This is a genomic window from Embleya scabrispora DSM 41855, assembly GCF_000372745.1.
GTDB lineage: Bacteria > Actinomycetota > Actinomycetes > Streptomycetales > Streptomycetaceae > Embleya > Embleya scabrispora.
In genome coordinates this window covers 21,066-38,803 of record NZ_KB889684.1, presented here as the reverse complement: position 1 = coordinate 38,803, position 17,738 = coordinate 21,066, and the positions used below count along the sequence as shown (strand labels likewise).

Here is a 17,738-nt window from a genome sequence, read left to right as displayed (position 1 = left end):
GCCATCACAGATCGCGTCGAGGCGTTCAGCCGGCGACACATATCGCATGCGCCCGCCGCGGAATCGCAGGCCGCGACCCGGTGACCGCGGAACCGGGCACCGGCCACGCGCCGCACGTGCTGGTCGTGGACGACGACCCCTCCATCCGGCGCGCCCTCGAACGTGGCCTGCGCCTGGCCGGGTACCACGTCTCCCTCGCCCCCGACGGCGCCCGAGCCCTCGAGCTGATCGCGCCCGCACCGCCGATCGTTCCCGCCGCCCCGCCTGCGCCCGCACTCGATCCCCAGGTCGTGGTCCTGGACGTGGCGATGCCCGGGGTCAGCGGCATCGAGGTGTGCGCCGCGCTGCGGGCCCGAGGCGCCGAGACGCCGGTCCTGATGTTGTCCGCGCGCGACGAGACGGCCGATCGCATCGCGGGCCTGGAGAGCGGCGCCGACGACTACCTGGTGAAACCCTTCGATCTGCGCGAACTCGACCTGCGATTACGGGCGTTACTGCGCCGCCGACCGGCGGTCGGCGCGCACGAACCGGTGCTGCGGGTCGGCCCGGTCGCGGTGGATGTGGCCGCGCACGTCGCCACCTGCCACGGCGCCGCCTTGGAGCTGACCCGCCGTGAGTTCGCGCTGCTGGAGGTCTTCACCCGCAATCCGGGCCTGGTGTTGACCCGGGACCAGCTGCTGGACCGGGTCTGGGGCTACGACTTCGACGTGCGCACCGATGTGGTCGACACCTTCGTCAGCTACCTGCGCCGCAAGTTGGAGGCCAACGGCCGACCCCGCGTGCTGCACACCGTGCGCGGGGTCGGCTTCGTATTGCGTGCCTCGGGCGGTCTCGGATGAAGCTCTCCACCCGGGTCGCACTGTCGGTCGCCGTCCTGGTGCCTCTGCTCGTGCTGGGCGCGGGAACTCTCGTGGTGCGTTGGGCCCGACACGACCTGATGCAGCGTCAGGAGCAGCAGCTCCAGCAGCGGGCCGAACGCCTGGCGCCACCCGCCCGGATCCTGGCCCGAGCCGACCTTGACGAGCGCCAACAGGCCATCCGCACCCGGCAGTACCGGATCCTGGGCCTGGCCCTGGACGTCGGCGTCCGCGTCGACACCCCGGACGGACCACTGTTGGTGGGACCCCAGCCACCGGAGGACGCGCCGCTGCCCAAGCGCGCGCCGTCCCCGGTGACGGTGCACGCGGGCGGGCGGTCCTGGCGGATGGTGACCCGACCGGTGCCGAACGGCTCGCTGTACGTATTCGTGCCCTCGGGCGAACCGGCCGCGCAGGCCGCGCTGTTGCGGCGGCGGGTGTACGTGGTCACCGCGTTCACGGTGCCGCTGTCCGGGCTGGCCGGACTCGCCGCCGGCGCCGCGGCCACCCGATCGTTGCGCGCGCTGCGCCGCCGGGCGGCCCGGCTGGATCCGGACGACGGCGCGCACGACGCGGTACACGTGCCGTCCGGCGTGGTCGAGGTGGACGAACTCGGCCGCACCCTCGACGACGTGCTGGGCCGGTACGCGGCGCAGACCGCGCGCACCCGCGAAGCACTGGAGACCGCACGCTCGTTCGCCGCCACTGTCGACCACGAACTGCGCAGCCCGCTCACCGGGATGCGCACCGATCTGGATGTGCTGGCCACCTATCCGGACCTGGCCTCGGCGGAGCGCGAGGACGTGGTCGCGGATCTACGAGTGGGCCACGAACGGGTGTTGTCGGTACTGACCGCGTTGCGCGCGCTCGCCCAGGGCGATCTGGTGGATGCGTCGGCGTTCGGGCCGGTGGAGTTGGGCGAGGTGGCGCACGCGGCGGTCCGGGCCGCGCCGACTCGCCGGCCCGGTGTCGAGGAGCGGGCCGCCGCGAATGGCGTCGACGTGCGCGTCGAGGCGCCGCACGAGGTGGTCGTGTACGGACTCGCGCCCGGGCTGCGCCTGCTCGTGGACAACCTGGTGGGCAATGCGCTGGTACACGGGGCGGGTCGGGTGCTGGTGAAGGTGCTGCCCGGGATGGACTGTGGTGTGGTGTGCGTGGACGACGACGGGCCCGGTATCGCACCGGAGTTGCGCGAGGTGGTGTTCGAGCGATTCCGGCGCGGCCCGGACAGCCCCGGCGCCGGGCTGGGGTTGACCCTGGTCGCCCAGCAGGTCGCGCTGCACGGCGGCCGGGTCACCGTCGGGGTGCCGCCGTCGGGACGCGGCACCCGGGTCGAGGTGGTGCTGCCGCTGCGGGCCGACCCGGTCGCGGCCCGAGAGCGCGCCTGGTTGGGCATCCGGACCCCGGCGTCGGCGAGTCGGCCCGCGCCCGACGCGTTTGACACGCGGCCCACCCCGGCCGTGTCCCGGACCCGGGCCGACGGACCGAAATCCCGCGCGGCGACCCGATCCACCGGGAAAATCCCTTCCCCGGCCGCCCGTTCACAGGAAACCCACAAGGAACGCCCCTAGCCTCGCGCTACGCCGTGCCCGCCCGGGGTGGGGCGGGCACGGCGTTTCGGGGGAGGTCGCGCATGCGTGAATCCGACCGCAACCACAGCACGGCTCCCACCGATCCGGTGCCCACGGGGGCGCGATTTGCCGCGCCCTTGGCGTATGCGGGAACGCCCGGTGGCGGCGGCCACCGGGCGCCCGCCCCGTGCTCGCGGCTGCTGCGGCGGGACCCGCAGCCGGCCAAGGCGCCGACCCGGTTCGACGGCGACCGAAGCGGCACGGGTTCGATGGCGCGCATCCCATGGTGGAGCGCGACGGACGAGCGGCACATCCGGCCGGAGGCGGCGACCTGCCTTCGGAACGACCGGGCCACGCCTTGGCATCCGGCGCCGGAGTGGCGGCGGCGGAGCACCGCTACGAGGGTGCGCGAGGCGTGGTGTGCCGCCCGGCCGGTGAGATCGATCGGGTGAGTCGCGGACGCGCCTTGCCCGCGGCGGCGGCGGGCATCCTGGCGGCGGTGGTGTCGGCGATCGTCGTGCTGACCGCGCGCGGCACGGACGAGAGCGGCATGGGCACACACGAGGTGGGCACGATCGCGCCCGCAGCCGGCCCCGGACCGGCCGCGTTCACGTCGATCGTGCTCGGCGCACACCACGCCGTCGAGTGTGCGCGGACCGACATGCGGGTCGAGGAGCCGGTACAGCCGTGAACCGATCCGCCCCGGGGGCCGATGCCGTGGTCGGCCCGAGGACGGTGTGGGATGCGCGGATCACGGAGGGGGCGATCCGGGCATCCCGCACCGGTCCGCGAAGTCGAAAGCGCAACGGTCCGTTTCTCGAAGCCGCAGGCCCCAGGCGCCGCGGATGGCCCGAGCCGATCCGGCGCCGGACGAACCCGGACAGGGCGGTTCGATGCGCGGGCACCGCCACCCGCCCCTTCGCACAGGCCGGCGCGGCTACCGCGCCCCCGGCCCCTCAGAGCTGCAGATACCGCAGCACCGCCATCACCCGGCGATGGTCGGTGTCCGAAGGCGGCAGGTCGAGTTTGGTGAAGATGTTGCCGACGTGCTTTTCCACCGCGCGCTCCGTCACCACCAGCTTCTTCGCGATCGCCGCGTTCGTACGGCCCTCGGCCATCAGCCCGAGCACCTCGTGTTCGCGCGGGGTGAGCGTGCTCAGGCCGCCGCTGCGCAGCCCGGCGCCGAACAGTTGGGTGACCACCTCGGGGTCCAGCGCGGTGCCGCCGGCCGCGACCCGCTCCAGCGCGTCGGTGAAGTCCCGGGTGTCCACGACGCGTTCCTTGAGCAGGTAGCCCACGCCCGCCGCGTTGCCGCCGAGCAGTTGTGCGGCGTACCGGGTCTCGATGTACTGCGAGAAGACCAACACCCCGATGCCGGGGTGGCCCCGGCGGATGTCGATCGCGGCGCGCAGGCCCTCGTCGGTGTGTGTCGGGGGCATCCGGATGTCGACCACGCACACGTCCGGTTTGTGCTCGACCACCGCCGCTCGCAGGGCGTCGGCGTCCGCGACGGCGGCCGCGACCTCGTGGTCGCGGTCGAGGAGAAGTTGAACGAGGCCGTCCCGCAGGATCGCGGCGTCCTCGGCAATGACGATGCGCATGGGCTCGATCGTCCCATGCCCCCGCGGCCCCGGCTCCCGGGGCCGCGCTCACCCTCGGGCCGGCAACTCGACCGTCGCCTCGGTCGGGCCGCCCGGCGGGCTGACGATCCGCAGTACGCCGTCCACCGTACGCACCCGCTCGACCAGGCCGGTGAGGCCACTGCCCTTGCTCACGTTCGCGCCGCCGTTCCCGTTGTCGGTGACCGACATGCGCAACCGGCCGTCGCGGACTCGTACGTCGACGACCGCCTCGCTCGCACCGGAGTGATGGGCGACGTTGGTGAGCAGTTCGGCGGCGCAGAAGTAGGCGATGGTCTCGATCGTGGCGGGCGGGCGGACGTCGATGTCGGTGTGTACCTGCACCGGGACCGCGCTGCACGCGGCCAGGGTGGCCAGCGCGGCGTCCAGGCCCTGGTCCAGAACGGGTGGGTGGATACCCCGGGCGAGGTCGCGTAGTTCGACGATCGCCTCGCGGGCGTTGCCCAGCGCGCTGTCCACGAGCGTGCGCGCGCGGTCCACGTCCATCGGACGCTCGGTGTCCTCGGTGTCCAGCTTCTCCTTGGCCATGCTGAGGTTCATCGCGAGCGCGACGAGTCGGGCCTGCGCTCCGTCGTGCAGGTCGCGTTCGATCCGACGCAGCGTCGCGGCCGAGTCGTCGACGGCGATCGCCCGGGTCTCCTCCAGATCGGCCACTCGTTGCGCGGACTTGCTCGGCCCGAGCAGGGCGGGAATGAGCAGCCGGTCGAGCTGGACGACCGCGCGTACCGCCCAGGGGGCGAGGAGCAGAATCGGGATGGCGGACACACTCACCAGCAACGAGAGCGGCCAGGTGTCGAAGTACAAGTCGCCGATCTGGATCCCCGAACGGCGCTCGACGCCGTGCGAGTCGGTGGTGTGCGGATCCAACACGACCCGGAGCAGCGGATACACCAGCATGATCAGCCCGTAGCTCCAGAACGCGCCGGTCACCAGGGCCATCAGCACGCTCAGCGGGAACTTGAGCACGTGGTAGGCGATGGCCCGCCAGCCCTCGGCGTTGCCCAGCGCGGAGCCGAGCAGCCCGAGCGGGCCTCGCCTGGGCCGGAACGCGCGCAGCGGCGGCGTCTCGACCCCGAGCATGGTGCGCGCGAGACCCTTGTGCACACCACCCCATGCCCGCGCGCCCATCACCGCGAGGGCCAGGATCGGCAGGCCGATCAGGGTGACGGTCAGCCCGATCCCGAACACCGCGAGCAGGAAGACCGCGGCGAAGCCGAACGTCGCGAGCGGGACGGTGAGGATCGCGTAGCCGGCCTCGGCCCACGTTCGTCGCGTGAACGGGGCCTTCAGGAACGTGTACATGGGGGCATCCTCGGGGCGTAACGGTCGTGATGGTGGAGTGTGCTCATGCTCCCCGTCTCGGGGCACCCGTATCGAGGGTGACAGCCCCCGACCTCGGGGTTCGGTTTGCCCCACCTCTCATACCGGATCCATCCCGGGTGATTCACCCAGGCAATGATCCACCCGGCGCGTCACCGCGTCTGCCGCCGGGTCCCGGTCCGTACCGCGAGGGCCACCGCGTCGGCCAGCCGCTCGGTCTCCTCGGCGGTGAGGGTGGCCACGGTGATCCGCAGGCCGGGCGCGGAGGTGATCCGAAACCGCGAGCCGGGGGCGACCACCCAGCCCCGGGCGAGCAGGTCGGCCACGGCGGTGGTCTCGTCGGACACCTCGATCCACACGTTGATCCCGGTCCGGCCGACCGAGGCCACCCCGCGGGCGCGCAGCGCGTCGATCAGGCGGGTACGGCGCACCCGGTACGCCTCGCGTGCGAGTCGCACGCGTTCGGCCACGTCGGGGTCGGTCCACACATGGGCGACCGCGTGTTGCAGCACGTGGCTGACCCAGCCGGGGCCGAGCCGCTGCCGGCCGCCGATCCGGTCGACGGTGACCGCGTCGCCGCTCACGACGGCGCAGCGCAGGTCCGGCCCGTACGCCTTGGACGCCGAGCGGATGTGCGCCCAGTGGGCGCCGACGCCGGTGAGGGTGTGCAGGTCCAGGCCGGAGATGTCGTTGCCGTGGTCGTCCTCCAGGAGCACCACGTGCGGGTGCGCGGCAAGGATCGGGCGCAGTTCGGCGGCCCGCTGGGCCGACACGCAGGCGCCGGTGGGGTTTTGTGCGCGGCTGGTGACCACGAGTGCGCGGGCGCCGGCGCGCAGCGCGGCCTCGGTCGCGGTCGGGTCGGGGCCGTCGTCGTCGACCGGGATCGGCCGCGGGGTCAGGTTCAGCGCGGCGAGCAGGTCGAGCAGGTTTCCCCAGCCCGGATCCTCGACCGCGACCAGGTCGCCGGGCCGCAGGTGCGCGGTGAGCGCGCGCTCCATGCCGTCCAGCGCGCCGGAGGTGGCGGCCAGGTGCGCGGTGCCCACGCCGCCCGCGCGCAGCACCGCGCGGGCGGCTTCGGCGAACGGCTCGTACAGGGCGGCGTGCAGGTAGAGCGGACGCCAGCCGCTCGGATCGGGCCAGGCCGGCGACGGCAGCAGCGTGGGGTCGGGCTCGCCGTTGGACAGGTCGCGGGTGCCGGGCGGTACGCGAGGGCCCAGGTCGTCGCGCCGGGTGGTCGCCGGGCGGGCCCGGATCCGGGTGCCGGCCCGGCCGTGCGTCTCCACGATGCCGCGTTCGCGCAGGGTGCGGTACGCGGCGGCGACGGTGTTGGCGTTGACGCCCAGCTCGGCCGCGAGCGTACGCACCGGCGGCAACGCATCGCCGGGCGCGAGCTCGCGGGTGTGCAGGTCGCGTTCGACGGATGCGGCGATGTCGGCGGCGGTGCGACCGGTGGTGGCCATGCTTCTCCTGCGTCTGGGCGTCACGCGGCAGATTGCGGCTGCCGGATCTTGCGTACGGCAGGTGCGGCTGCCGTATTCCGCGTTGGGTATCCGGATTCCGCATCCGACTGCGGACCGCGGGCTGCGGGCCGTTGCCGAGACCCCGAATCCGGCGGGTCGTCGGATTATGCCGTTGACATCCTGCCGGAGGCCGGCTCTATTGTACTACTCCAATCACTGATTTGAACTAGTACAAAGGATCATCGTGATGACCGAGTACCCCGCCACCGCCGCCACCACCCCCCATCGGCACCGCGACCGGATGCACTACGACGTCGAGGCGGTACACGCGATCCTCGACGCGGGCTTCCTCGCGCACGTCTCGTTCACCCTCGGCGGTCGACCGCAGCTGATCCCGCTCGCGTTCGGCCGCGACGGCGAGCGCCTGTACCTGCACACCTCCAGCGGCGGACAGCTCGCGCTGGCCGCACGGGCGAGCGGCGCCGAGGGCCTGCCGGTGGCGGTCTCGGTCACCCACGTGGACTCCGTGGTGCTCTCCCGATCGGCGATGCACCACTCGATGGACTACCGCTGCGTGATCGCGCACGGCCCGCTGGTGCACGTCACCGACCCGGACGAGCAGCTGCACGCCTACCGGGTGATCATCGACCACCTGGTCCCGGGTCGCGCCGACGACGTGCGCCCGCCCAACCCGAAGGAGAACGCGCAGACCGCGGTCTTTCGACTGGAACTGGACCAGGTCGCCGCGAAGATCCGCGACCACGGCCTGGCCGAGGACCCCGACGACCTCGACCTGCCGCACTTCGCCGGCGTCGTCCCCCTGACCACCACGCGCGGGCCGGTGCGCCCGGACCGAGACCAGGAGATCCCGGCCTACCTGGCCGAGTGGCTCGACACCCCCTGAGCCCGGACAGCCCTTCCGTCCGGGCTCGGCTCGCCGAACTCGCCGTCGACCCGCTCGCCCCGACTGTGGTCCTCGCCCACGCGCTCGGATCAGTCGTGTTCCACGCGGGCCGCGACGCGGCAGGCGGCGGCCACCGCCACCACGAATATGCCTGCCACGATCGCCAGTTGTGTGGTCGGCAGGTCCACCCGATCGTTCCTGGCGGCGTCGGTGACCACTTCGAGGACGCGTGCCGCGGGGCTGCCGGTGACCACCAGCGCGGCCAGGGTGGCCAGCGCCGCGAGCGGGACGGCGTATGCCGGGCGCCGCAACATCGGGCGGTTGGTCAGCGCGCCGATCGCCACGCCGGCCAGGATGGTGACGAGCTGGGCCACCGCCCCCGCGGCGATCGCCTCGCCCCGACTCACGCCGTGTGTCGCGTGATCGGCGATCCGGTCGGTCGACACGGCCAGCGCCGCGGTGCACAGCGCGGCGAGCACACAGGCCAGGACCAGCGCGACCAACAGCGCGGCAAGATGCGCCCGGCCGGGTCCGACCACGGCCGAGGCGGTCTGCCGGGCCGCCGCGGGCTCGACCGTGGCGGACACGCGCGTGAGCCACACCGCGATCGGCATGATCGCGGCGGCGGCCCACCCGAACGAGGCGAGCAGCGGGTCGCCGCCGGCCACACCGATCGCCATCACCGCCGCGTACACCAGCGCGGGCGGTATCCATCGGTGGGACCGCAACACAAGGGCGGCCTGATAACGCACCACGGCGGAGATCACGCGCCGTCCCCTTCCCGGTGCACCGCGCGCACGCCGACTCCCGGCACGGCGGTGAGCAGATGGCGCAACAACGCGTCGGAGTGCGCCGTGGTGCTGTGCAGCCGAAGCTCGCCCGGGCGCGTCTCCTCTCGGACGGGATCGCCCGGCAGGCGGTCGAGTTCGGGGCGGTGTCCGCAGTCGATGTCGATCACCACGCGGATGGCCTTCGCGGTGGGGATCACCGGCGCGACCCGGCCCGCCTCGACCCGGTACGTGTCGGTCACCTCGTCGGCCAGTCGGCGCGGGTCGTGGTCGACGAAGACCACGGTGGCACCGGCCTCGACCCGCTCGACCACACAACCGTCCAGCACACCGCGCGAGGGGACGTCGAGCCCGGTCCACGCCTCGTCCAGGACGAGCAGATCGGGTTCGGCCATGAACGCCTGGGCCACCGCCACCTTTTGGCAGGTGCCCTTGGACAACCCGCGCAGCGGCGCCCGTACCTTGTCCGCGAAGTCCAGCCGCTCGGCCCAGTCCTCGGCCCGCCGTCGACTCTCCCGGCCGGTGAGACCGTGCAACCGGCCCAGGTGGGTGAGGTATCGCAGTGCGGTGAACGGCAGTTCGGGCGGGAATCGCTCGGGAACGTAGGCGGCCGAGCCGCGTTCGGTGACACTGCCGGCGGTCGGTTCGCAGACCCCGGCGACAACCCGCAACAGGGTGGATTTGCCACCGCCGTTGCCGCCTTCGACCCGGATCAGCCCACCGCGCGGCAGGTGTAGATCCACTCCGCGCAACACCCATGGGCCGCGCAGGGTATACCGCTTGCCGACACCCGTCAGGTGCACCGCGTCCCCCTTCACCGGAACCTCGGCAGCAGACCTTACGGCAGGACGGGGCAGGACGGGGTCGGGCACGAAACGCGGGAACGCGTATGGGCCCGCCGCGGAGGCGACGGGCCCGTACGTACTCGCGGTGCGGTGGTGCGGTGTCGGCGTGGTGCCGTGATCGACGCCCGGGCTGCCGCGTGTGCGGCGTGACGCGGGCCTAGAGTGCGGTCTTGGAAATCTTCGGCGCGGCGGCGACCTTCACTTCCGCGGCCGCCGGGTTCGGTACCGGGTCGGGGAGCTTTTGGCAGACCGCGTCGGCCTGGCCGTGACCCCTGCCCTTCGGGGTCTTGCCGGTGACCAGGTACTCGTTCAGGTAGTCGTCCAGGCAGCTGTTGCCGCTGAGCGAGATGCCGTGGTTGCGGCCGCCCTGCTCGACCACGAGGGCCGAGTCACGGAGCAGGCGGTGCATCGTGACGCCACCCTCGTAGGGGGTCGCGGCATCGTTGGTCGCCTGGAACAGCAGGGTCTTGGGCAACTTGTCGTTGGCGACGTTCACCGGCTTGAGGCTCGACGTCGGCCAGAACGCGCACGCCGCGTTGAACCAGACGTTGTTCCAGGTCAGGAAAGGCGCCTTGGCGTACGTCTTGACCGCGTCCCGGTGCCAGGTCGCCCAGTCCTTGGGCCAAGCCGCGTCCCGGCACTGGGTGGCCAGGTAGCCACTGTTGATGTTGTCGTTGCCCGGGCTCGCCGCCGCCAGGTCCTCGTACGCGGTGCGCAGCGGAGCCGTGACGTGGTCGACCACGTATCCCGAGAAGCCTTCGGCCAGTTCGGCCCACGTCGAGTCGTTGTAGCCGCCCTGCGCGAACGCGTCCTCGATCTCGGCGCCACCGACGACGCCCTCGGCCGGGGTTTTGCTCAACTCGTCGCGCATCGTGTACCAGGCACGCTCGACCTTGGCGGGGTCGGTGCCCAGGTGGTAGTTCGCGTCGTACTTGGCGACCCACCCGAAGAACGCCTTCATGTTGCTGTTGAAGGCCACGTCCTGGGTGAGCTGGCCGCCGTACCAGACGCTGTCCTTGCTCGGGTCGACGATGCTGTCCAGCACCAGTCGCTTGACCCGACTCGGGAACAGCTTGGCGTAGACCGAGCCGAGGTAAGTCCCGTACGAGTACCCGAAGTAGCTGATCTGCTTGGCCCCCAGGGCGGCGCGGATCGAGTCCATGTCCGCGGCCGAGGCCGGCGTGTTCATGTGCTTCAGGAAGTCGCCGTACTTGTCGCCGCACGCCTGGGCGTACTCGTACACCCGCTTGATGTTGGTCAGTTCGTCACCGAAGTTGTCCGGGACGGTGTCCGGACGAACCGGGTTGTTGAAGCCCGGGACACAGTCCAGGTGCGGCTCGCTGGCGCCCGCGCCGCGGGGGTCGAAGCCGATCACGTCGAACTGCGCGGCCACCTCGGGGCGCAGGTTCTTCGCGACGTAGCCGGCCAGTCCGCGACCCGGCGCACCGGGGCCACCGGGGTTGACCAGGAGCGGGCCGAGCGACTTCGCAGCGGTGTGCGGAACCCGCGACACCGCGAGGGTGATCTGCCGACCGCCGGGGTTGCTGTGGTCCATCGGGACCTGGAGTGAACCGCATTCCAGCGTCGGATAGTTCGAGCTGCCGCAGTTCTTCCAGGCAATGGGGGTGGCTGAGGACTCGGCCTGGGGTGCGGGCGAGTCGTCCGCCAAAGCCGGCGGAGCGAGGGTCAGGAGCCCGCCCACCAACGTAGTGGCGGCTGCGAACGCGACGAGAGTGTGTCTCTTCACGTGGGTGTTCCTCCATGTGACGGATCTGTCACGAGTGACATCGACGCCGCAGATGCTGCCGTGTCGGTGACCGATGCGACGAGGGGGCGGTTGGGTCGGAGCGGGAATCCTTGCCAATCGGAGGGGTAGCCATTACCCAGATTTTGGGTTTACCACACGCTAGGTCCGTTTGGCGGCATATGCGGGCGAGCCGGCGAGGAGCCGGTCGATCGCGCTCCGTGGCCGACGCGCGTAGCTGATCGAAGGCTCGACGTGATGATCGCTCGGCCATCGGGCCGCCCCTGCCCGGCGGACGCCGGCCTTCGCTCGGAGCCGTCGGATGTTTGCCCGGTACTCGTCGGGCGATCACCCGGTCGACGCCCGCCGTGCGATCCGTACCCGACCCCTCTTGCATTTCCACCGGGAGCGGGCCCGAACCGCCCTCGATGCGCGCGTGATCCGTACCCGGACCGGCGGCGACCCGGATCGGGCCCGTGTCGAGCCCGATCCGGGTCGGTGGGTACGGGTTCGGTCAGCCCAGGTACGGCGGAGTCTGGCCCCAGTCCCAGCGCGGCATCGGCGAGTCCGGGAGCGGCGGCGGGTTGGCCCCGGAGTACAGGATCGCCATCCGGGTGCCCCACTCCAGGTAATACGCGAGCACCCCGCGGAACTCCGGGTCGGCCGGCAGGTCCACGTCGTCGGCCGTCTCCAGGAGCAGCGCGACCCACCGGCGCCGCTGCGTCTCGGTGATCCCCCGACCCAGGTGGCGCGAGGCCATGTGTCGATGCCCGCCCAACTCGGTGCTGTAGCGGGACGGGCCACCGAAGACCTCGCCCAGCCAGGACGCCACATGCTCGGCATGGTGCGGATCCATGTTCGCGAACACCGGAGCGAGGATCTCGTCCTTGGCCACCCGCTCGTAGAACGTGCCGAACAGCCGCTCGAACGCGGGCGCACCACCGGCCCACTCGTACAGCGTCGGGGTCGAACCGCCCTTGCCCACCACGTCGGTCACCGCGTAGTGCCGCATCTCCTCGATCGCGGTGACATACGGCCGGATCGCGGCGAAGAAGGCGGCGAAGTGCTCACCCTTGCGGAAGCCGTTCAGGTGCGCGTCCGTCGAGGTCCAACGGATCCGCAGGATGTAGGCGGACGCCTCCTCCTGACACCTGCTCAACTCGTAGTCCACACACTCGGGCGCGGCCGCAAGCGACTCGGCCGCGCGCGTATACGCGGCCTCGAACTCGGTACTGTCCGCTTCGGCGATCGTGTAGCGGATGTATTCGACGATCATGAACGGTCCCCCATGCAAGACGCTGGTTCGATCGCGTCAACCATAGGCATGACCACCCGCCCGCTGATCATCGACGCGAGCCGATTTCGCCGACCGCGTAAGGCAATGCACCCGCCACCGCGCGCACCGCGAACGCCGGCACGCCCGGGTCGTCCCCGGGCCGACGCCCTCAAACCCGCTCGATCTCGGCCGGCGCCACGTCGAGCACCGCCTTCCCCGCCACCCGTCGTCCCGCGAGCGCCGCGAACGCCCGCGCCACCCGCTCCCACGGCTCACGCAGACCGATCTCGACGACCAGTTCGCCGGAGGCCACCAGCCCGACCGGCGTGGCGAGGTCGGGCCCCGGGTCGCTCGCGTCACCGAAGGAGCTCAACGTCCGAGCCACCCCCGACGCGAACGTCGAACAGGGCGGGAAAACCGCCGCTTCCCCCGAGGCCCAACCAATGCTCTGCACGTTCCCCCGGGCGCCAACAGCCGCCAGACGGCCACCAGTTGCGGCCCGCCGACGTTGTCGAGCACCACATCCAACGGCTCGTCGACCCCGTCCAGGCCCACCACGACCTCGGCCGCGCCGAGTTCGACCAGCCCGGCGCCGCGTTCCGGGGTGCCGACGGACGCGATCACCCGCGCGCCGGCTCGCGCCGCGAGTTGCACCGCCATCCGACCCACGCCACCGGCCGCACCGGTGATCAGTACCCGCCGGCCCACGTCCATCCGCCGCCGCCCGAACCACCACGCCCGCCGCGTCATGGCCCGGCACCGTCCCGGCCGGCCACACGTCCGTGCGCACATCACCATGGTTGACCGACACATGCCGCACCTCGACCAACACCTGACCGGCCCCGGTGCCGGCTCGGGGATCTCGGCCTCCCGAATCCCGCCCGGCGCCTCCGGATCGACAATCAGAGCACGAACAGCCATACCGGCCCCCTCGATCGCACGGCCGGCCGCCGATCGCATCGACCGCCGGCCGGCCGTGTGGACTCCACGGTCACCACCCGTGCCTATTCGGACCATCAGTCCGGATAGACCCCGGGGTAATATGCGGACTGTCAGTCCGATTGTTCAAGGTGCGATGCCCGCCCGACGGCCCGTCCGATCACCCGTCGCGTGACCCACCCCGCCCCAGGAGCCCCTGTGTCCCAGCCGGTTCACGAGCGCGCCGATGCCACGCGCAACCGCCGCGCCATCCTGCACGCAGCCGAAGTCCTGCTGGCCGAGCACGGCTTCGAGTACGTCTCCCTCGACAAGGTCGCGGCGGAGGCCGGCGTCGGCAAGGGCACTGTGTTCCGCCGCTTCGGCAACCGCACGGGCCTGCTCCGCGCTCTGCTGGAAGAGCGCGCCCTCCTCCTCAGCGAGGCAATCGCCACCGGCCCGCCACCACTGGGCCCGGAATCCCCCGCCGAGGTGCGCCTCCCGGCCTTCCTCGATGCCCTCGCCGAACTCGCCGCCGGCAACATCGTCCTGCTGGCCGCGCACGAACGCGCCTGCGCCGAGGACAAGTACACCGATCCGACCTACCTACGCTGGCACGCCCACATCACCGACCTGCTCACCCGCTCCCACCCGGACCTGGACGTCGACTTCGCGGCCCACGCCCTCCTCGGCATGTTCGACGCCGACCTGGTCCGCCACATCGTCGACAACGGCGGCCCCGAGCGCCTCACCACCTCGGTCCGCTCCCTGACCACCGCGCTACTGCGCTCAGCCCCCGCCCCGAAGCCCTGACCCCCACCTCGACTGTCGTATCGGATCGCACGGAGGACGCCATGGACGTCAGGGCAGCGGTAGACGCGGACGAAGCCACGTGCACCGGGGGTTCCAGGGGACTCGCCGACGCCGACCGCACTCGGAAATCGGTGGACGCCACGAACACCACGAACACCACGGACACCACGGACACCACAGGAACCGGGCACGCTTGGGCGCCCACGCAGCCCGCGCAGCCCACGCAGCCCGGCGGGCCACGCGCCGGCGACCCCGCCCCCTTCGTCGGAATCGCCGCATCCGCCCTCGCGCCCCTCACCCCCGCCGACCTCCCCGACCTGCACGACTTCCTCATGCGTGCCGATCTCACGCTCAGTGGGCTCGATGCGGCCGGTGTGCGGTTGTGGCTGCTTCGGGACGGCGGCGGGAAGGTGCGCGGCAGCACCGGGTACGAGTTGTCAGCCGCCGGTGATCATGCGCTCATTCGTAGCGTCGCGGTGGATCGGGATGCCCGGGGGCGCGGTCTGGGGCTGGAACTGGCCCACTTCGCACTCGATCGCGCTGCTGCGGCCGGCGCCCGACGGGCGTGGCTGTTCAGTCGCCGATCAGGTCCGTTCTGGCAGCGGTTGGGCTTCGAGCCGGCCGATCGTACCCGCCTCGCGACGGTCCTGGCCGACACTCACCAGGTGACCCTGTTCCGCGCGAGTGGCCAACTCGACCGCGAGGTGGCCTGGTCGCGCGATCTCGACCGGGGCGCGTCGCACCCGACGCCGGCCCGATGACGTCGGACGCACCGGAGCCCGTCCCCCGATCCCGCCGGGCGCGACGCGGCGGGATCGGGATGGACGGGCCCTGGCCCGGCCCAATCATCGGGCCAACTGCGGGACGCGGGCGGATCGGACGTGCGCCCCGCAGAGTCACTCGGACATTTGATCACTCGGGCGTCCAACCATGCGATCCGGTGGCCCCTCGGTCCACTCGATCACCCGGCAGGCTCGCGAATCGCCATGCTCGCGACCCTATGATCCGGCCTCGTCGTCCGCGACTTCGGGTTGTGCTCCGAGCCACAACCCGCCTCGCCAACGTGTCGGTTGCGTACGGGATGGTCATGCCCGTGGCACGAAAGGCGACGGGCCCATCGGGTCCGGCGTCGTTCATGATCCACGGGCAAAGGCTTGATTGTGCACGTCGGACCGGCATCCCGTGGCCGGAATTCGTATAGCCACGGCAAAAAATGCAATATCCGGAAGTCCCTCATCCGGTTGGTGCGCGGCCGGCGTGCGGCTGGTAACCGCGTCCGGTCGTCCCCTCCGCCGGATCTTCGCGATCCGCCCGATCACCACCGATCGCCATCGGCCTCCGCATCACGCCCCCCGTACACCCGTGCCAACGCCGTCGCCGAGGCACGCATCCCCGCCCGCAGTTCCGGTGGCCCGAGCACCTCCGCCTCGCCGCCGAACGGCAGGAGGGTCGTGATCGCCGAGTCGACCGACTCGATCGGAAGGACGACCTCGACCCAGCCGTCGGCGTCGGGGCGGGTGGCGCTCGTGTGGGCCGCGCGTACGACGACCGGCTCCAGCACGTCCGTCAGCCGCTTCATCGCGATCGGCGACATCCGCACAGTCGCCGACGCGCGATGCCGGCGGCGGTCGAACCTGTCCAGGTACTCCTCCCAGTACCCGGCCAACGCGAACCCGGCCGGTCGCTCGAACGTCTCCGCGAGGGCGTCGAGGTCCAGGATTCGCGACACCCGGTACGTACGGATCCGCGCCCCCGTCCCGCCCCGCGCTGCCGCCTCCGCCTCGACGCGCCCCTGCCCGTACGCCTCCACATGCCCCGCCACGAGATACCAGGCGCCCGCCTTGAGCACCACGCCGTACGGAGCCACCACCCGCGTGTTCTCGTGCGGCTCGGCCCAGCGCAGATAGCGGATGCGCAGCCGTCGCCGGTTCCACACCGCATCCGCGGCCTCGGCCAGGTGTGGGGTGTGGTCCTCGGCGCCATACCAGGAGGGCGCGTCGAGGTGGAAGCACTCGGCGATCCGCCCGGCGCGGTCCCGCAGTTCGGGCGGGAGCGCGGCCATCAGCTTCAGGTGCGCGGCGGTCACCGCCGAGCCGAGGCCCAGATCGGCGGCCGCGGTCGGCAGGCCGGTGAGGAACAACGATTCGGCCTCGCCGGTGGTGAGGCCGGTCAGTCGGGTGCGGAAACCGTCGAGCAGTTCGTATCCGCCGCGATGGCCCGGATCCGCGTACAGCGGCACCCCGGCCGCGCTCAGCGACTCCATGTCCCGGTAGATCGTCCGGACGGAGACCTCCAGGGTCTCCGCGATCTCCCGCGCGGTGACCCGCCCCCGGGTCTGCAACAGCAACAGGATGGAGACCAGCCGACTCGCCCGCATCCGGGAAGTCTGCCCGACTCCACTGACACAACGTGTCAGTGGACCACGTCTACGTTCCCGTCCATGAACGCCATCCACACCACCGACAAGACCGTTCCCGCCACCCCCACCGACATCGATGTCGACATCGACGCGTTCGTCGACCGTTACGTGGCCGTGTGGAACGAGCCGGACCCGGGCGCCAGGCGGGCCGCCGTCGAGGCGCTGTGGGCGCCGGACGGGATCCAGACCATCTCGTCCGGGGAACACATCGGGCACCACGCGCTGCTGGATCGCATCACCGATGCCTACGAACAGCTGGTCGACAAGGGCGGTTTCGTCTTCCGCTCGGCCGAGGACGCGGTCGGCCACCACGGCGCGATCACCTTCACGACCTACATGGTTCCGGCGGCCGGCGGCGATGTGGCGTGGACCGGGAGGGTGGTCGCGCGACTCGGTCCGGACGGCCGGATCCGGCACGACCACCAGTTCACCGTGTCGACCGACCCGACGCCCGGTACGGATGCCGTCGTCGCCGAGTTCGTGCGCCGCGTCGGGTCGGGCGAGCCGGATCGGATCGCCGAACTGTTCGCCGACAACGTGGACTGGCTGCTCGACTGGCCTGCCGAGGGCCACCCGTCGACGCCGTGGATCCGGCAGCGTTCGACGCGCGCCGATGTCGCCGCGCACTTTCGCGAACTGGCCGCCGCGCACACCGACGACCACCCCCGGGAGGGCGACGATCCGGTCGCCGGACCCGACCTGCGGATCCTGGTCGACGGGCCCGAGGCGGTCCTGCTGACCGAGATCCGGCGTACGGCCGCGTCCACCGGTACGGCCTACCGGGCGCGGTGCGCGCTGCACGTCACCGTCGAGGCGGGCCTGATCAGCCGCTACCACGTATACGAGGACAGCCTCACGGTGGCTCGGGCCCACACCGCCGCCGACTGACCGGACCGCGATCCACCCGAAGCCCGCCCGCACCAATCCCGCGCCCGGCCGGCGGCAGGCACGAGCAGCCCGCCGTCGGCCTCACGGCTGCGCGCCGCCGGGCCGGAGGCGGACGCGTGGTGGCCCCGATACGACGTGAGCGCGCTGTCCTCGGGCCGAAAGCGCCTTCGCCACCCGCTGTTGGGGCGCCTCGACCTCACCCACGTGGTGCTTCGGGTCGCCGACCGGCCGGACCAGAAGATCGTCACCTTCACCGCCGAGCCACCACACCGGGAACGGATCGCCGAACTCGTCCGTG

General features: G+C 71.8%; 17 protein-coding genes and 1 pseudogene. 8 read left to right on the top strand and 10 right to left on the bottom strand.

Annotated features, from left to right (window positions below):
- The first annotated feature begins 80 nt into the window (after positions 1-80).
- The 3 genes from A3IC_RS0131180 to A3IC_RS0131170 all read left to right on the top strand — a co-directional run bounded on the left by A3IC_RS0131180 (position 81) and on the right by A3IC_RS0131170 (position 3,119).
- Positions 81-839 carry a response regulator transcription factor gene (locus A3IC_RS0131180; RefSeq protein WP_020554008.1) on the top strand — a complete coding sequence of 253 codons (759 nt, stop codon included), beginning with the start codon at positions 81-83 and terminating at the stop codon, positions 837-839.
- Entirely contained in the window at positions 836-2,428 is a 1,593-nt protein-coding gene (locus A3IC_RS57485) for a sensor histidine kinase (RefSeq protein WP_020554007.1), read from the top strand. The genes A3IC_RS0131180 and A3IC_RS57485 overlap by 4 nt, the downstream gene beginning before the upstream one ends.
- A 283-nt stretch (positions 2,429-2,711) precedes the next feature.
- Entirely contained in the window at positions 2,712-3,119 is a 408-nt protein-coding gene (locus A3IC_RS0131170; protein WP_020554006.1) for a hypothetical protein, read from the top strand.
- A 265-nt stretch (positions 3,120-3,384) separates the two neighbouring features.
- On the opposite strand, the gene A3IC_RS0131165 is transcribed toward A3IC_RS0131170, so the two are convergent.
- The 3 genes from A3IC_RS0131165 to A3IC_RS0131155 all read right to left on the bottom strand — a co-directional run bounded on the left by A3IC_RS0131165 (position 3,385) and on the right by A3IC_RS0131155 (position 6,848).
- The gene (locus A3IC_RS0131165; protein WP_020554005.1) at positions 3,385-4,029 is read right to left on the bottom strand and encodes a LuxR C-terminal-related transcriptional regulator; all 645 of its coding nucleotides are present in this window, start codon (positions 4,027-4,029) and stop codon (positions 3,385-3,387) included.
- Between the two features lie 48 nt (positions 4,030-4,077).
- On the bottom strand, positions 4,078-5,370 hold the full coding sequence (locus tag A3IC_RS0131160) for a sensor histidine kinase (protein WP_020554004.1): 1,293 nt from the start codon (positions 5,368-5,370) through the stop codon (positions 4,078-4,080).
- A gap of 170 nt (positions 5,371-5,540) precedes the next feature.
- Positions 5,541-6,848 carry an aminotransferase class I/II-fold pyridoxal phosphate-dependent enzyme gene (locus A3IC_RS0131155; protein WP_020554003.1) on the bottom strand — a complete coding sequence of 436 codons (1,308 nt, stop codon included), beginning with the start codon at positions 6,846-6,848 and terminating at the stop codon, positions 5,541-5,543.
- Between the two features lie 247 nt (positions 6,849-7,095).
- Between A3IC_RS0131155 and A3IC_RS0131150 the strand changes: the two genes are divergently transcribed.
- On the top strand, positions 7,096-7,752 hold the full coding sequence (locus A3IC_RS0131150; protein ID WP_020554002.1) for a pyridoxamine 5'-phosphate oxidase family protein: 657 nt from the start codon (positions 7,096-7,098) through the stop codon (positions 7,750-7,752).
- Positions 7,753-7,841: 89 nt separating this feature from the next.
- Here A3IC_RS0131150 and A3IC_RS0131145 read toward each other — a convergent pair whose 3' ends face one another.
- The 6 genes from A3IC_RS0131145 to A3IC_RS73120 all read right to left on the bottom strand — a co-directional run bounded on the left by A3IC_RS0131145 (position 7,842) and on the right by A3IC_RS73120 (position 13,155).
- Entirely contained in the window at positions 7,842-8,519 is a 678-nt protein-coding gene (locus A3IC_RS0131145; RefSeq protein ID WP_020554001.1) for a hypothetical protein, read from the bottom strand.
- Positions 8,516-9,343: an ATP-binding cassette domain-containing protein gene (locus A3IC_RS0131140; RefSeq protein ID WP_026218959.1), complete on the bottom strand. Its 828-nt coding sequence runs from the start codon at positions 9,341-9,343 to the stop codon at positions 8,516-8,518. The genes A3IC_RS0131145 and A3IC_RS0131140 overlap by 4 nt, the downstream gene beginning before the upstream one ends.
- A 199-nt stretch (positions 9,344-9,542) precedes the next feature.
- Positions 9,543-10,940, bottom strand: coding sequence for an alpha/beta hydrolase (locus A3IC_RS0131135; RefSeq protein ID WP_020553999.1), 1,398 nt, complete (start codon positions 10,938-10,940; stop codon positions 9,543-9,545).
- A 703-nt stretch (positions 10,941-11,643) separates the two neighbouring features.
- Positions 11,644-12,405, bottom strand: coding sequence for a group II truncated hemoglobin (locus tag A3IC_RS0131130; RefSeq protein ID WP_020553998.1), 762 nt, complete (start codon positions 12,403-12,405; stop codon positions 11,644-11,646).
- A gap of 169 nt (positions 12,406-12,574) precedes the next feature.
- Entirely contained in the window at positions 12,575-12,859 is a 285-nt protein-coding gene (locus tag A3IC_RS73125) for a zinc-binding dehydrogenase (protein WP_321184072.1), read from the bottom strand.
- Positions 12,775-13,155 (bottom strand): zinc-binding dehydrogenase, encoded by a 381-nt coding sequence (locus A3IC_RS73120; RefSeq protein ID WP_026218956.1) that lies wholly within the window; start codon positions 13,153-13,155, stop codon positions 12,775-12,777. The genes A3IC_RS73125 and A3IC_RS73120 overlap by 85 nt, the downstream gene beginning before the upstream one ends.
- Before the next feature lie 387 nt (positions 13,156-13,542).
- On the opposite strand from A3IC_RS73120, the gene A3IC_RS0131115 reads away from it, so the two are divergent.
- Positions 13,543-14,133 carry a TetR/AcrR family transcriptional regulator gene (locus A3IC_RS0131115; protein ID WP_020553997.1) on the top strand — a complete coding sequence of 197 codons (591 nt, stop codon included), beginning with the start codon at positions 13,543-13,545 and terminating at the stop codon, positions 14,131-14,133.
- A gap of 41 nt (positions 14,134-14,174) precedes the next feature.
- The gene (locus tag A3IC_RS70240) at positions 14,175-14,894 is read left to right on the top strand and encodes a GNAT family N-acetyltransferase (protein WP_020553996.1); all 720 of its coding nucleotides are present in this window, start codon (positions 14,175-14,177) and stop codon (positions 14,892-14,894) included.
- Between the two features lie 554 nt (positions 14,895-15,448).
- On the opposite strand, the gene A3IC_RS57475 is transcribed toward A3IC_RS70240, so the two are convergent.
- Positions 15,449-16,510: a helix-turn-helix transcriptional regulator gene (locus A3IC_RS57475; RefSeq protein WP_020553995.1), complete on the bottom strand. Its 1,062-nt coding sequence runs from the start codon at positions 16,508-16,510 to the stop codon at positions 15,449-15,451.
- 474 nt (positions 16,511-16,984) lie between these two features.
- Here A3IC_RS57475 and A3IC_RS73115 point away from each other — a divergent pair, with 474 nt between their 5' ends.
- On the top strand, positions 16,985-17,440 hold the full coding sequence (locus A3IC_RS73115; RefSeq protein ID WP_026218954.1) for a nuclear transport factor 2 family protein: 456 nt from the start codon (positions 16,985-16,987) through the stop codon (positions 17,438-17,440).
- An 87-nt stretch (positions 17,441-17,527) separates the two neighbouring features.
- Positions 17,528-17,701, top strand: a pseudogene (locus A3IC_RS73710) (MmyB family transcriptional regulator); the annotation flags it as partial.
- Between the last annotated feature and the right edge of the window lie 37 nt (positions 17,702-17,738).